The organism is Staphylococcus sp. HMSC62B09 (assembly GCF_001839115.1).
Classification (GTDB): Bacteria; Bacillota; Bacilli; order Staphylococcales; family Staphylococcaceae; genus Staphylococcus; species Staphylococcus haemolyticus.
Genome location: NZ_KV840161.1, coordinates 14,905 through 29,381 on the forward strand (window position 1 = coordinate 14,905; position 14,477 = coordinate 29,381).

General features: G+C 31.8%; 15 protein-coding genes. 8 read left to right on the forward strand and 7 right to left on the reverse strand.

What is annotated here, in order from left to right:
* Positions 1-9: 9 nt before the first annotated feature.
* Positions 10-570 (reverse strand): thioredoxin family protein, encoded by a 561-nt coding sequence (locus tag HMPREF3265_RS10570; RefSeq protein WP_070441509.1) that lies wholly within the window; start codon positions 568-570, stop codon positions 10-12.
* A gap of 211 nt (positions 571-781) precedes the next feature.
* Between HMPREF3265_RS10570 and HMPREF3265_RS10575 the strand changes: the two genes are divergently transcribed.
* From HMPREF3265_RS10575 to HMPREF3265_RS10585, 3 genes are all read left to right on the forward strand, one after another.
* The gene (locus tag HMPREF3265_RS10575; RefSeq protein ID WP_053025110.1) at positions 782-1,267 is read left to right on the forward strand and encodes a hypothetical protein; all 486 of its coding nucleotides are present in this window, start codon (positions 782-784) and stop codon (positions 1,265-1,267) included.
* 84 nt (positions 1,268-1,351) lie between these two features.
* Positions 1,352-1,909 carry an HAAS signaling domain-containing protein gene (locus tag HMPREF3265_RS10580; protein ID WP_070861650.1) on the forward strand — a complete coding sequence of 186 codons (558 nt, stop codon included), beginning with the start codon at positions 1,352-1,354 and terminating at the stop codon, positions 1,907-1,909.
* Complete coding sequence (locus tag HMPREF3265_RS10585; protein ID WP_070582075.1) at positions 1,906-2,748, forward strand: DUF4097 family beta strand repeat-containing protein; 843 nt, start codon at positions 1,906-1,908, stop codon at positions 2,746-2,748. The genes HMPREF3265_RS10580 and HMPREF3265_RS10585 overlap by 4 nt, the downstream gene beginning before the upstream one ends.
* Before the next feature lie 71 nt (positions 2,749-2,819).
* Here HMPREF3265_RS10585 and HMPREF3265_RS10590 read toward each other — a convergent pair whose 3' ends face one another.
* Complete coding sequence (locus HMPREF3265_RS10590) at positions 2,820-3,860, reverse strand: C45 family autoproteolytic acyltransferase/hydrolase (RefSeq protein ID WP_070441515.1); 1,041 nt, start codon at positions 3,858-3,860, stop codon at positions 2,820-2,822.
* Positions 3,861-4,196: 336 nt separating this feature from the next.
* Here HMPREF3265_RS10590 and HMPREF3265_RS12495 point away from each other — a divergent pair, with 336 nt between their 5' ends.
* Together HMPREF3265_RS12495 and HMPREF3265_RS10595 are read left to right on the forward strand one after the other, a co-directional pair.
* Entirely contained in the window at positions 4,197-4,370 is a 174-nt protein-coding gene (locus HMPREF3265_RS12495; protein ID WP_011275337.1) for a hypothetical protein, read from the forward strand.
* A gap of 141 nt (positions 4,371-4,511) precedes the next feature.
* The gene (locus HMPREF3265_RS10595; RefSeq protein WP_070861651.1) at positions 4,512-5,546 is read left to right on the forward strand and encodes a 6-phosphogluconolactonase; all 1,035 of its coding nucleotides are present in this window, start codon (positions 4,512-4,514) and stop codon (positions 5,544-5,546) included.
* A gap of 52 nt (positions 5,547-5,598) precedes the next feature.
* On the opposite strand, the gene HMPREF3265_RS10600 is transcribed toward HMPREF3265_RS10595, so the two are convergent.
* The 3 genes from HMPREF3265_RS10600 to HMPREF3265_RS10610 all read right to left on the reverse strand — a co-directional run bounded on the left by HMPREF3265_RS10600 (position 5,599) and on the right by HMPREF3265_RS10610 (position 8,688).
* Complete coding sequence (locus HMPREF3265_RS10600; RefSeq protein WP_070839460.1) at positions 5,599-6,981, reverse strand: aldehyde dehydrogenase; 1,383 nt, start codon at positions 6,979-6,981, stop codon at positions 5,599-5,601.
* A 166-nt stretch (positions 6,982-7,147) separates the two neighbouring features.
* Positions 7,148-8,077 (reverse strand): manganese-dependent inorganic pyrophosphatase, encoded by a 930-nt coding sequence (locus tag HMPREF3265_RS10605; protein WP_070861652.1) that lies wholly within the window; start codon positions 8,075-8,077, stop codon positions 7,148-7,150.
* A 50-nt stretch (positions 8,078-8,127) separates the two neighbouring features.
* Entirely contained in the window at positions 8,128-8,688 is a 561-nt protein-coding gene (locus HMPREF3265_RS10610; protein WP_053025103.1) for a cysteine hydrolase family protein, read from the reverse strand.
* 168 nt (positions 8,689-8,856) lie between these two features.
* Between HMPREF3265_RS10610 and HMPREF3265_RS10615 the strand changes: the two genes are divergently transcribed.
* Positions 8,857-9,939: a glycosyl hydrolase family 28-related protein gene (locus tag HMPREF3265_RS10615; RefSeq protein ID WP_053025102.1), complete on the forward strand. Its 1,083-nt coding sequence runs from the start codon at positions 8,857-8,859 to the stop codon at positions 9,937-9,939.
* Positions 9,940-10,096: 157 nt separating this feature from the next.
* On the opposite strand, the gene HMPREF3265_RS10620 is transcribed toward HMPREF3265_RS10615, so the two are convergent.
* Positions 10,097-10,897, reverse strand: a complete 801-nt coding sequence (locus HMPREF3265_RS10620) for a prephenate dehydratase (protein ID WP_070861653.1) — start codon at positions 10,895-10,897, stop codon at positions 10,097-10,099.
* 29 nt (positions 10,898-10,926) lie between these two features.
* Positions 10,927-11,994 carry a nitric oxide synthase oxygenase gene (locus HMPREF3265_RS10625; protein WP_053025100.1) on the reverse strand — a complete coding sequence of 356 codons (1,068 nt, stop codon included), beginning with the start codon at positions 11,992-11,994 and terminating at the stop codon, positions 10,927-10,929.
* Positions 11,995-12,173: 179 nt separating this feature from the next.
* Here HMPREF3265_RS10625 and HMPREF3265_RS10630 point away from each other — a divergent pair, with 179 nt between their 5' ends.
* Together HMPREF3265_RS10630 and nadE are read left to right on the forward strand one after the other, a co-directional pair.
* Complete coding sequence (locus tag HMPREF3265_RS10630) at positions 12,174-13,643, forward strand: nicotinate phosphoribosyltransferase (protein ID WP_070441532.1); 1,470 nt, start codon at positions 12,174-12,176, stop codon at positions 13,641-13,643.
* Complete coding sequence (gene nadE / locus HMPREF3265_RS10635; RefSeq protein ID WP_053025098.1) at positions 13,636-14,457, forward strand: ammonia-dependent NAD(+) synthetase; 822 nt, start codon at positions 13,636-13,638, stop codon at positions 14,455-14,457. Before HMPREF3265_RS10630 ends, nadE begins: the two co-directional genes overlap by 8 nt.
* Positions 14,458-14,477: the final 20 nt, after the last annotated feature.

Below are 14,477 nucleotides of genomic sequence, written 5' to 3' on the forward strand. Positions count from 1 at the left end.
TATATACTTTTATAGCATTAACTTACTGATTATAGAGTCATAAACTTGATTCCATAACTCAGTATCTGATTTATATTTAGAAGCGATTTCATGATGTACTTCTTTTTCTTTATCCTCATAATTGTGTGCATCTTTAGGTGGTAGTTTTTCAGCTCTAAGTTGAGTAACAAATTCTTGAGCTTCACGAGCTCTAGGGCCCCAAACATTTACCTGTTCAAATTGATCATTCATAAAGATAAAGATTGGAATCGAGCGTGCTGTACCATTTGTTAAATATTGATCAATGAGATTTGTGTCTTCATCTCTATGGAATACGCGTACTTCTAGCTGTAGTGATTCACTTATACGCTTTAATATAGGTAAGTTCATCATAGCGTCGCCACACCAATCTTCACTTATAACCAAGACTTTAGAATAAGAACTATCTTTAAGTTGATTGATTCTATCGTCAGATGAAGGTAGTGTGAATGCATTGTAAATTGTTAATACATTATCTTTATTCAAAGTCATGCTATCGATATATTCATCAAGTGGCTGACTATTATTAAAATATGTTTCTAAATTAGCCATAAATAAAACCTCCCCGTTAAATTTATATCATTATAACAATTTTTACTAAGAAAGAATAATTATAAAACTTAAAATATATTAGTTTTATCACAATAATAAGAACGTTAAAGCAACGTTACAATTCTATAAGAAATGATTGTAGTGGTTTAGATGTTTCTCAGTAAGTGGTTATGATATATTTAAGTTAATAAGAATAGAAGTGGTGGTACGTTTGCGCATTCAAAATCGATGGATAATCTTTAGTATTTTTACAATAATAGCTATTATAGTGGTTACGTGTCTTACAATCTATAAAAATGAAAAAACTATTGATCTTACTGAAGTGAAGATAAATGATATTCAATTGAATGGACCATTTAATGAAAATGATTATGAGATAAATCATCACATAAAGTTGGATAGATACAAATTCTATAACGATAAAAATCATAAAGATTTAACTGTAAAAGTAAAAAATAAACACCAAACAGTAAAAGGGATCGTATTGATTAATGATCATGATGTAACAACCAACTTCGGTGTTAAAATTGGAGATAGAGTGGATCATGCAATCAATTATTTAGGTGATAATTATCGTAAAGATAAAGTAGGTAAAGGATATGATGCGTTAATTTATGTTGATAAAGAGCACCATATGAAGCTGTCCATTTTATATAAAGATAATGTGGTTAAACGAATTGAATTTTTTAGTCGTTAAAAAGTGATACTTTTACAATGCACATCAAAATAAGCTACTTTTCGATAAGATAGAGATAATTCAATTAAGAAAGTAAGTGAGATAATGGATAAGATTACCTTTTTAAATGAACTTGAATTAGAACTTGATGAATTACCAAGAGAAGAAAAAGATAAACTCATGGATGATTATGAAAATCATTTCTATGAACAAGAATCGAAAGGGAAATCAGAAAAAGATATTATATCGGATTTAAAAGAACCACATGATATAGGTAATGAAGTTAAAGCCAAAGAAGCAATATCCAATGCTAAAGTAACTCCCAACCTACGGAATATTATTAGGGCTATAATGGCTTCATTAAGTCTTGGCGTGCTTTCTTTTTTCTTCATCATCATCCCTATTGTAATATTTATAGCGTTATTGTTTGTTGTGTTTATATTCTCTGTTTTTTTAATTTCTCTTCCATTAATAATAATATCAATGAGTATCATTAAAGGGATTGTTGATTCGTTTAGTAATTTCTTATTTAGCCTTTCATATGCCGGATTAGGTATCGTCTTATTTGTAGTTACCATGAAAATTACACAAAATTTATATCGACTTGTATTAAAATATTTAACTTGGTATATCCAAACGGTTAAAGGAAGAATTAAACAATGAAGAAAGCAATGATAACAGGCATAGTAATATTTGTAGGATTTTTCTTAGCAGCAACTTTAGTCTGGTTTGTGCATGATAAAGATGAATTTAAAAAGCTAAAATATGATAGAGCATACAGTGATGTGAAAATGAATAATTTAGATATTTACAACTATAATTCAGAAGTCACAATTAAGCAAGGAGAACATTGTGGTGTTAAATATTATGGTGATAATGATGTTAAGGTATATCGCAAAAAAGATACATTAAACATAAAAGAGCATAAATCTGACAAGAGGGGTTATAGCGTTAATATTAATCCTTTTAATCAAAGTAAATCAAAAATTGAAGTTACACTTCCAAATAAAAGTATTAATAATTTAGATGTATATTCAGGATTTGGAAATGTGAATCTTAATGGCATTAACGTTAAGAAAGGTTCGATTTATCAAGACAACAAATATTTAAAAATTCAAAATTCAAAATTTGATAATCTTTCCTACAAGAGCGATGCTGGTGGAGTAAAAATTAAAAACAGTTATATCATTAATAGTGAATTTAAGACAGGGGTAGGTAACGTCGAAGTAAATAATTCAAAGATAAAAAAATCGTTATTTGTAAGTGAACTTGGTTATCTTAATTTCACAAACATGAATAGTGAAACAGATGTAAAAGGATCAAGTAAGCATGATTATATTCATTTGGACTATAAAGATGAACCTAAAAATACTTTATTAAAATTACACCCAGGTACAGGAGAGGCAAAAGTTGAAAATAAATCTTTTAATAAAGGTAAGGTAGGAAATAGTAATAATGTAATTGAATTTTATACGGTAAAAGAAGATATCACAATAAAGTAAAATGATTGCCTACACAATAAGAGGCAATCACTTATATAAGACGACGAACGATTTTAAAGTTCGTCGTTTTTTTAATGATTTGCGAATGTTAAATCAGTATCAATTAGACCACTAAATTGTTGGATAGTTAACTCATTTCCATCTAACCAGGATTGAAAATTTATTGATGTGGGTGTTTGATTTTCACCTAGTGTCATCCAAGCGGTTAAGTTTTGCGGTTCATACATTGAAGTGTGTATCGTACCTGACCAACTTTTAAATAATTTGCTATATATTTCGAATTTTGGATTATTAAATAATTTAAAAGCTGTATGTTTATCTAAGCTTTGAGAGGTTTGTGAGACAGTACGTTCTAAACGTTCACGTGATTCTTTTGTGTAATTACGATTTTCATGCGTTAAGATTTCGAAATGATTTGTACATACTTTATCATATCTGACATCAAATGAACGTGGTGTAACCTCAACGATTGCGTGATTAAGCTTTTTATCCATTAAAATATAACTGAATGAGCTTCTATGAGGAAGTTCTTTCAAGAATCTAACGGCTTCATCAACGTCTTTGCAATATTCTAAAACAAGACGACCAATCATATAACATACAAAGCCATTAGCGGGGTGTTTACGATGCATAAAGTTATAGCCCATCGTCAAGCCAGCTTCATTCATACCATCCATACGACCTGTCACTCTAGACGTAGGCCCAATTTGCGCTAGCCCACCGTCATTAGGTTGGAATAATAAATATCTCCCATCGTATGTGGCAGGATGATAATCATAATTGCGCACCATAAAATCCTTACCTTGAAATACAGTACATCCACTCTCTTGTAAATCTGTGAAACGGTAATGTGCAAAATTTAATATCATTTGTTTTGTAGGTAAGTTCAGTACTTCTTGCATACCCATTAACTCTTCCCATATTTCTGGAGCGTATGTTTGAAATACTTGATACGTTTCGTTAACATCTATATCAAATCGGGGCATACGTTTTTTCCATTCACGTTCACGATTTTGCAATAAGGGTGTTTGTTTTAGCCATAGCGCTGTTTTGACCCCTAAATCATAATGTGATCCTTTAAACGTCATAATATCTGATTTCACTTGTTGCATGAGAAGGCCTCCTGAAAATTCTAAATATTGTAAAATAGCACTAATTGAAAACGAATATAATTATTATTATACTGAACATGATAGCAAGAAAAATTTAAAAAACAAGGAGGGGTACTATGTTTAAGGACGCATATTTAAAAGTATATAACAAAGTAAAAGCTTGGTGGTTGTATTAAACTAATTTACAATTGAAAGTTTATGAAGTTTTTGAATTTTGAAATTTATTTTATAGTTATTATTATAAGACGTAAAAAGGTATCTATTTAACCATAACAGTAAGTATGATAATATATAGTATTGTAAACATACTTATATCTATTTAGAGGTGAAACATACATGTGGGATTTAATTAAAGGTTTATTCAAATTCTTATTAAGCTTAGTAGTTATTACATCAGTAGTAGTTGGTGTAGGTGTTGTAGCATTTGCTTACATCTTCAAGAAAGACTTTGAAGATATCGAAAGAAAAACTAAAGAAATCGTTTCAGATATCGAAAGTAATAACGCGTAATAATATTAATTTAACCAGTGACTTCAGTTTTGGAGTTACTGGTTTTTTATTTCAATAAATTCAAACAATGATTAAGAATAATTGTCATAGACACCAATCTTTTAATAAAATAAAGGTAATTAGAAAATAGGAGGTATTCTGATGACGACGAAGGGTTATATCGGTTCATACACAAAAAAAGAAGGTAAAGGTATTTACTTATTCGAATTAAATGAAGACAGTGGACAAATTAGTTCTGTTAATACTGGTTATGAGATTGAAGCATCTACTTATCTTGCTCAAACAGATGATTATTTATACGCAATCACTAAAGAAGGCGCACACTGCGGGGTAGCTGCTTTTAAAAAAGAAGCTTCTGGTTCGTTAACATTAATTAATAAATGCTTAGAATCTGAAGAGGGTACAGGTTGCTATATATCGGTATCATCAGACCAAAATTTTTTATTTGAAGCAGTATACGGCGCTGGTATCGCTAGAATATATCAATTGAATAAAGATACAGGTGAGATTATTAAGTTAATTCAAGAATTAAATCACGACTATCCACATGGAAGTCATGAGCGTCAAGAGCATTCACATGTCCACTATATAAATGAAACACCCGATTGCAAATATGTTGTAGCTACTGATTTAGGTACAGACAGTGTTGTAACTTATGAATTCAGTAATGAAGGTCTTAAAGAATACAAAGTTTCTAAATTTAAAGATCAAGATGGTCCAAGACATATTGCATTTCACAATAATGGTGAATATGCCTATATTGTTCATGAATTATCTAATTATGTTAGCGTAGCTAAATATAAAGATGGTCAATTTGAAGAACTAGAACGTCATTTAACTGTTCCTGAAGATTTTAATGATGACACTAAATTAGCGGCTGTTCGCTTATCGAATGATCAACAAACTTTATATATTAGTAACCGTGGTCATGACAGTATTGCGGTATTCACGATTACAGAGAATGGCGCGGGACTAAACCCTGTAGAAATCGTTAAAAGTGGGGACCAATTCCCAAGAGATTTTAATATTACTGAATCAGATGACTATCTAGTTTGTGCCCATCAAGAGGGTAATTATGAAATTACAGTTTTTAAAAGAGACACAAATACAGGTAAATTAACGCCAACAGATAATCAGCAAATTGCACCTGAAGGTGTACATGTTAGTTTTATTTAAGTAAAAATACAAAGCCACGGCAGTGTAAAATGTCGTGGCTTTTTACAAATTTTTACAAATTTTTAAAAAATGTTCTAATATATTTAAATTTACCTTTATAGGGCGGATACATAACACTTGAATCTAATCGGGTAGACTTAAAGATGTATGACTTGCTATGGCTAAAGGTTTGGAAAGTATATTTACCATGATATTGTCCCATGCCAGACATTCCGACACCACCAAATGGTAAATTAGGATTAGCAAGATGCATTAAAGTATCATTAATTGCACCGCCACCGAAAGATAATTCGTTTAATACACGGTGTGTAGTATTCTCATCTTCACTAAATAAATATAAACTTAACGGTTTAGCTTTACTCTGAATAATATCTACTGCCTCATTAAAATCATCATAAGTAATAATAGGTAAGATAGGTCCAAAGATTTCTTCTTGCATGATTTTAGAACTTGACGTAATACCATCTAAAATAGTTGGTTCTATATAGCGTGTTGTAGCATTTGCATTACCACCGAAAATAACATGGTTTTGATGCACATTAAGTAATTCATTTAAGCGATTAAAGTGTTTATCATTGACTATGCGACCAAAATCTGGACTTTCATCTATGTTAGTACCGTAAAATTCTTGAATACTTTGTTTAAGTGCTTCAATCAATTCGTTTTTAACCTTCTTGTTAACTAATATATAATCTGGAGCCACACATGTTTGTCCTGCATTAGTAAATTTACCGAAACTAATACGATCACTAGCAACTTTAATATTAGCGGTATCATCTACAATAACTGGAGATTTTCCGCCTAATTCAAGGGTAACAGGAACTAAATTTTTGCTTGCTGCTTCATACACGATTTGACCAACCTTGTCACTACCTGTAAAGAATATGTAATCAAATGGCAGCTTAATTAATGTTTGTGTTTCTTCTATACCCCCCTCGATAACATCTATATAATCCGTAGTAAATACGTCTTCAATAATTTGACGAATGACCGTGGCAACGTGAGGTGTTAATTCAGATGGTTTTATAATAGCAGTATTTCCAGCTGCAATAGCTCCAATTAGAGGTTCAAATAGTAACTGTACGGGATAATTAAACGGACCAATGATTAATACTGTGCCATATGGTTCTTGTTTGATATAACTTTTTGCAGGAAACATAAATAGAGGTGTATCAACTTGTTTTGTTTTAGACCAATTTTTAAGTTCTTTTCTTGCAGTTTTAATACTTTTTAGTGTGATACCAATTTCTGTGGCATATGCTTCAACAGGACTTTTTCCTAAATCAGTCTTTAGAGCATCTAGTAAATCATTTTCATGATTTTTAATACTTTTACTTAGAAGTTTTAATTGATGTTTTCGAAATTTTAAATCTTTCGTTTTATGTGTTTTGAAAAAAGCTTTACTTTCTTCAAATTGTTGCTCAATGCTTGGCAATGTGTGATACCTCCTAAATAGTAAAATCTATATTAAAGAATTAAATTAAAATAAATGATGTAATTCATCATATCTATACCCTAAATATTTTTCAATAAAAAACAGTTGAATGAAAAGATTCATTCAACTGCGTATATAAAGGCGATAACTAAATTGCCAATATGTTTTATTTAGTTAAAGCTTCAGTAATTTGAGGTACCACTTGTTTTTTACGTGACACAACGCCTGATAAGAATGCCATGCCATCATCTAATTGAACTTTAAATGCCTCGCCGACTTTATCTTTTTCTGCACCTACTACTAAGATTTTAGAATCACTATTAATAATGTCAGTAACTACTAATACAAATAAATCATACTTTTCATTAGAACTTGTTTCTAACATTGCTTTTTCAAGATCATCTTTACGGTTTAATACTTCAGCAATGTCGACAGTATTTACTTGGGCAATGCGTGTAACATAGTCGCCCATATTAAATGATTTAGCATCCATGTCTAATAATTCCTCTGCAGATTTATCAGTAGTTGATGCACCAGCTTTTAACATTTCTAAGCCATACTCATCTAAATCAACATTTGCTAAATCTTTTAAAGCTTTAGCTGCATTTACATCTTCATCAGTACAAGTAGGAGATTTGAATAATAAGCTATCAGAAATAATTGCTGAAATCATCAAACCTGCGATATGCGGTTTAATTTCAAAGCCACGTTCTTTGTACATTTTGTAAAGAATAGTAGCAGTACAACCAACTGGTTCTGCGCGGTACCAAAGCGGTGAAGCAGTTTCGAAATTAGCGATTCTATGATGATCCACAACGTGTTTAATCTCTGCGTCAGAAATTGTTTCTGCACTTTGTTGGAACTCATTGTGATCGACTAAGATTACTTCTTGACCATCTAAATTATCACTTAATAATTCTGGTGCTTTAACTTCAAAATAATCTAAAGCAAATTTAGTTTCAGGATTAATATCTCCTAAACGATATGGCGTTGCTTCAGAGTTACCAGTTAATTGTTCAAAATCAGCCATGATGATAGCTGAAGCTATTGCATCTGTGTCTGGATTTTGATGTCCAAAAATATAAGTTTTTGCCATTGTTATTATCCACCCTTATCATTTAATTTTTCATCTTATTTTATCATGTTTTATTTAGCTACATCTACCTCTGCGCCTAATGAGTTTACAAAATGTCCTAATGCCCATTTATGACCACTCTCATTGAATGAAGCAACACCATCTTTAGGAATTGTAATGTTATACCCTAAGTTATAGGCTGAAACAGCAGTGTGTAGAATACAAATATCAGTACAAACACCTACTATTTCAATATCCTTTATATTTCTCTCTTTCAATAGACTATCTAGAGGTGTACCATAGAATGAATCATAACGGCGCTTATTTAAGTAATGAATATTACTGTTTCCACTAAAGTTATTATAAAAGGCTTTAATCTTACCATATAATTCACGTCCTGCTGTGCCCTCAATATTATGAGGGGGGAATAATTGTGTCTCAGGATGGAACATATCGTTCTCATAATGTAAATCCATCATAAAGAAAATGTCATGGCCTTCAGACTGATATGTCTCTAAACGCTTCAGTATAAAAGATTCAATATCTTGCCCAGGTTTACCACATGTTAATCGACCATCATCTGCAATGAAGTCATAAGAATAATCTACTACTATTAGTGCTTTTCTAGTCATGATCAATCTTCCTCTCTATTAAATGTTTGAGGTATTTAAAAATTGTATAATTATATAGAAACGATTAAATTATTACCTCATTAATCATTATATATATTATAGCTAATCTCATTCTAAAATGGTATATAACAATATAATAGGTTTGAAAGTTTAGATAGGGGATACGTTATGTTAATAAATGCTCAAGATTATGGATTAAAAGGATGTAATAAACGCAAAGACACTAAAGCAATACAACGAGCACTGAATAAAGCAAGATATGGTGAACACACTGTACTTATACCTAGCGGTACATATTATATTTCGAAAGCACTCATCATTTATGACTCAACAACTTTATTACTAGAAGATGATACGACATTAATAAGATGTGGTAAAGATGCACTTTTAAAAAATGGCCATCGTTTCGGTTTTTATAAAGGGTATCAAGGTAATAGTCATATTTATATCAAAGGTGGTACGTTTGATATGAATGGCTCTAAATATCCATACAATAATACTGCGATGTCAATTGGACATGCAGAAGATATTCAATTAATAGGTGTAACAGTATTAAACGTAGTTGGCGGACACGCTCTAGACGCTTGTGGTATTAATGGTTTGTATATCAAGAATTGTAATTTTAAAGGTTTTAATGATTTTGATGGGGATCGTTCATTTTCTGAAGCAATTCAATTAGATATTCAAGTACCTGGTGCGTTTCCTAAATTTGGGACGACAGACGGAACCATCACTAAAAATGTAGTCATTGAGAATTGTTATTTTGGGAATTCAGATGACCATCAAATGCGTCCATGGAATAGAGCAATTGGCTCACATGCAAGCAGGTATAACAAGTTCTACGAAAATGTGCATATAAAAGATAATTGTTTTGAGGGAACTCAAGACTATGCATTAACACCTCTAAAAGCTAAAAATATGATTATTTCACGCAATAAATTCAAAAATTGTAAAGGTGGTATTCGATTTTTAGGGGTAAAAGATGGAAAAAATGCTGCTGACCCTGTTACTGGCAAAGTTATGGAATCTCAAGCTGGTGAGAATTTCAGTGTGATTGGTAATCACTTTATTGGAGAAATGAAAAAAGATGCCATTCACATTAGAAGCTATAATAATATAAAACATCAGCAAGTGTTTATCGCCGGTAATACTTTTGATAAAGCATCACAAACCATACATTTAGAAGATATAGAAGATTTAACCCTAAACCAGGGTGAAGACGTTACTATTAAAAAAATTAATGTAGACTGAGTAGAGATAATGTTTTCGAACACAACCCAACAATAAATAGCCAGTAAATACGTTTTGAAGACGCATTTACTGGCTATTTAATTTCGATACATCAGTGTTAAATAAGGGCAAGACAACAATTTTTTATAATTTCGTCATAATGCCTTACGATACTTATCTAATGGCGATTAAATGCACCTATAATTTTAACTTCAAACTCTAAAGTCTGTAATATTGTGATAACCTTATTGAGTTTTTCATTTTTCCCAATATCGGTTTGAACAAAAAATCTGTACATACCTAACTGCGTCTTAAGAGGTCTAGACTCAATCCATGACAAGTTAATGTCAAATAATGCAAATGTGTTAAGTATACTAGCTAATAATCCAGCTTTATCATGTTTAGGTGTTATCAGTAATAGCGTACTAGAAGCAGATTCATTGTAGTGCTCGTTACTTTTTACTACCAAAAAACGAGTGACATTATGTGGATAGTCTTGTATATGTGTGTCTATCGGTTCGAAACCATATGACTCTCCGCTTCCTAATGGTGCAATAGCAGCGATATGTGTGTCAATTTTCTCTAAACTTTGAATAGTACTATCAACATAATCATATAAGAAATGATGTCGATGGATATATTGACTCGTTTGACTTATTGCAGGTGCAATGGAATAAACCTTTTCAATATCATACAGTGAAGTACCTTTATTAGCGTATAAACCAAAATTAATATCTAAATGGATTTCGCCATGAGCGTATATATCTTCTTGTGCAAGTGCATCAGCTACAATATTAATAGTACCTTCAATTGAGTTCTCAATAGGTACGATACCAACAGCATCACTATGACTATTAACGGCTTTAATTACTTCATAGAGATTTGATTTAGGTGAATATGTAACTTCTTCCTCAGATAAATAAGTTTTTGCAGCTAAATAAGAAAATGTTCCCTTAGGGCCTAAATAATATAAACGCATCTTTGTTCGTCACCTCGTATTATCGAACACTAGTGAAATGGACATTTCATTGACTGTTTCATTTTATAATGAAAATTAGGATCCTTGATTTCATTATTATAGCCATGATGATAATTTGAGGTTAGGGTCGGTGAAAGTGGTGGGGCTAACCACGACCATTTACCCGTGACATCACGGTTATTTGCTAATTCCTTTTCTTCAAATAATTGAAATTGTTTTGATGCAGTTAGGTGATCAACAATAGAAACACCTTGAGATTTAAATGAATGGTATACCGCATAATTAAGTTCAACGAGTGTTCGATCTTTATTAAAAGAATTATTTTTTAGTGTACCAAATTCAAACGCTTCTGCAATACTTTCTAATAAATTATAGCGGTAAGAGTCAGTGAAATTGCGTACTGCTATTTCGGTTACCATATACCATCCATTAAACGGGGCAGTTGGATAAGTAATGCCACCAATTTTCAAATCCATATTAGAAATGATTGGAACACCATACCATTTTAAATTTAAATCTTTTAATTTTGGATAATGTTCATGTTCTATTTCAACTTCTTTTATTAATTCATGGGGTAATTCATACCATTTTATAGAATCATTAGGTAATTGATAAATGAGTGGTAGTACATCGAAATCAGTACCTTTGCCTTTCCAACCTAAATGCTCCGCTAATTGTGTGATTTCACGTTCAGATGGATCACCGGCATGTTCATAACCAGCATATCTAATAAGTTGATTATTATAGATACGAGGTGCTTGATTAGGTGAAAAAATCGTTATATAAGGCTTGATCTTACCATTATTCGTCGCATGTTTAAGATGATGATTGATTGTATCTATAAAATCACGCTCATTATCAACATTCCTAGCATCTTCTACATATAAAGAATCCCAAAATAAGCGTCCAATACAGCGATTAGAATTACGCCAAGCAAGTTTAGCACCATACGTCAATTCTTCCGAAGTATGCGTATATGTACCAGTATGTTCAATTTCTTTTCCTATCTCTTTTATTCTTTTATCAAAAATAGATGGATTGTAATTAAGTTCACGATACATCGTTTCGATAAAACTTCTTGCTTCTTCCAATAACATATAACCACCTCGGTTCATATTATAATCTAGACATTGAATTAACTCATTCAATTACATAGATTGTCACGAATTTGTCTTATTGGTACTTATTTAAATTTTAATTGTATCAATGGTATGTGAATACGCACTTCTACTGAATTATGATAAAATGTACTAAAACATCGTTAGGAGAGATTGTGGTGTATCGTTACGAAGATGACAGTTTAATGTTACATAATGACTTATACCAAATTAACATGGCAGAGAGCTATTGGAATGATGGTATTCATGAACGAAATGCAGTATTTGATTTGTATTTTAGAAGTATGCCATTTGAGAGTGGATATGCAGTTTTTAATGGTTTAAAAAGAGTAATTCAATTTATTGAACATTTTCATTTTAGTGATTCTGATATTGAATATTTACAGTCAATAGGTTATAAAAATGATTTTTTAAACTACTTAAAAAATTTAAAGTTCACTGGTAATATTCGCTCAATGCAAGAAGGTGAATTGTGTTTTGGAAATGAACCCTTACTTAGAGTGGAGGCACCATTAATTCAAGCGCAACTTATAGAAACCGTATTACTTAATATAATCAACTTCCATACATTAATTTCGACTAAAGCAAGTAGAATTCGTCAAGTAGCACCTGATGATACATTAATGGAATTTGGAACTCGCCGTGCTCAAGAGTTAGATGCTGCGCTCTGGGGTGCTAGAGCTGCTTATATCGGTGGTTTTGATTCTACTAGTAATGTGCGTTCTGGTAAATTATTTGGTATACCTGTTTCTGGTACGCATGCACACGCTTTAGTTCAAACATATGGTGATGAATATAAAGCTTTTAAAATTTATGCAGAACGCCATAAAAATTGTGTGTTCTTAGTTGATACGTTCCACACGCTTAAATCAGGTGTTCCTACAGCTATTAAAGTAGCGAAAGAACTAGGGGATAAAATCAATTTCATTGGTATCCGTTTAGATTCTGGAGATATTGCTTATTTATCTAAAGAAGCACGCAGAATGCTAGATGAAGCGGGATTCAAAGATGCTAAAATCATTGCATCTAATGACTTAGATGAACAAACGATAATGAGTTTGAAATCTCAAGGAGCTAAAGTTGACTCATGGGGTGTAGGTACAAAATTAATTACTGGTTATGATCAACCAGCACTTGGTGCAGTATATAAACTAGTAGCAGTTGAAGATGATAACGGTCGATATGTTGATAGAATTAAACTGTCCAACAATGCAGAAAAAGTGACAACACCTGGTAAGAAGAAAGTGTATCGCATCATCAATACTAAAACAGGTAAAGCAGAAGGTGACTATATTACTCTAGAACATGAGAATCCAAATAATGAAAAACCTTTAAAAATGTTCCATCCAGTTCACACGTATAAAATGAAACATATCAAACACTTTGAAGCGATTGATTTGCATCATTCAATCTTTGAAAATGGGAAACTTGTATACCAATTGCCGAGTGAAAAAGAGGCACAAGAATACTCTAAAAATGCATTATCTAAATTATGGGATGAAAATAAACGTTATTTAAATCCTCAAGAATACCCTGTGGATTTAAGTACAGCTTGTTGGGATAACAAACATAAGCGTATTTTCGAAGTTGCAGAACACGTAAAAGAGATGGAGGAAGACAATGACTAATATACAAGATATTGTAGTCAATGAAATGAAAGTGAAGAAACATATTGATAGTGAACAAGAGTCACGTGAAATTATTCAATTTATTAAAAGCTATGTGCAATCACATTCATTTATTAAATCTTTAGTGTTAGGTATTTCTGGTGGTCAAGATTCTACTTTGACTGGTAAATTAGCGCAGCTAGCAGTTGGGGAATTACGTAATGAAGGGCGAGATTGTCAATTTATCGCTGTGAAATTACCATATGGTGTGCAGAAAGATGCAGAAGAAGTTGAAGACGCATTAAACTTTATTCATCCTGATGAAATCATTACTGTCAATATTAAACCTGCTGTTGATCAAAGTGTTAAATCTTTAAACGAGGCTGGTATTGAATTAACGGATTTTCAACGTGGTAACGAAAAAGCACGTGAACGTATGAAGGTTCAATTTTCAATCGCATCAAATCGTAGTGGTATTGTTATTGGTACGGATCATTCTGCAGAGAATATTACAGGATTTTATACTAAGTACGGTGATGGTGCTGCTGATATTGCACCTATCTTTGGTCTAAATAAAAGACAAGGAAGACAGCTACTTAAATATTTAAATGCACCAAAGCATTTATACGAAAAAGTTCCCACAGCAGATTTAGAGGATGATAAACCACAATTACCTGATGAAGAAGCTTTGGGTGTTACTTATGATCAAATTGATGACTATTTAGAAGGAAAACACATATCTAGTGAAGCCCGTGATACGATTGAAAATCACTATGTCAAAAATGCACATAAACGTGAATTAGCCTATACGCGTTACACTTGGCCTAAAAATTAAAAAAGATTTTCTAGTGACAA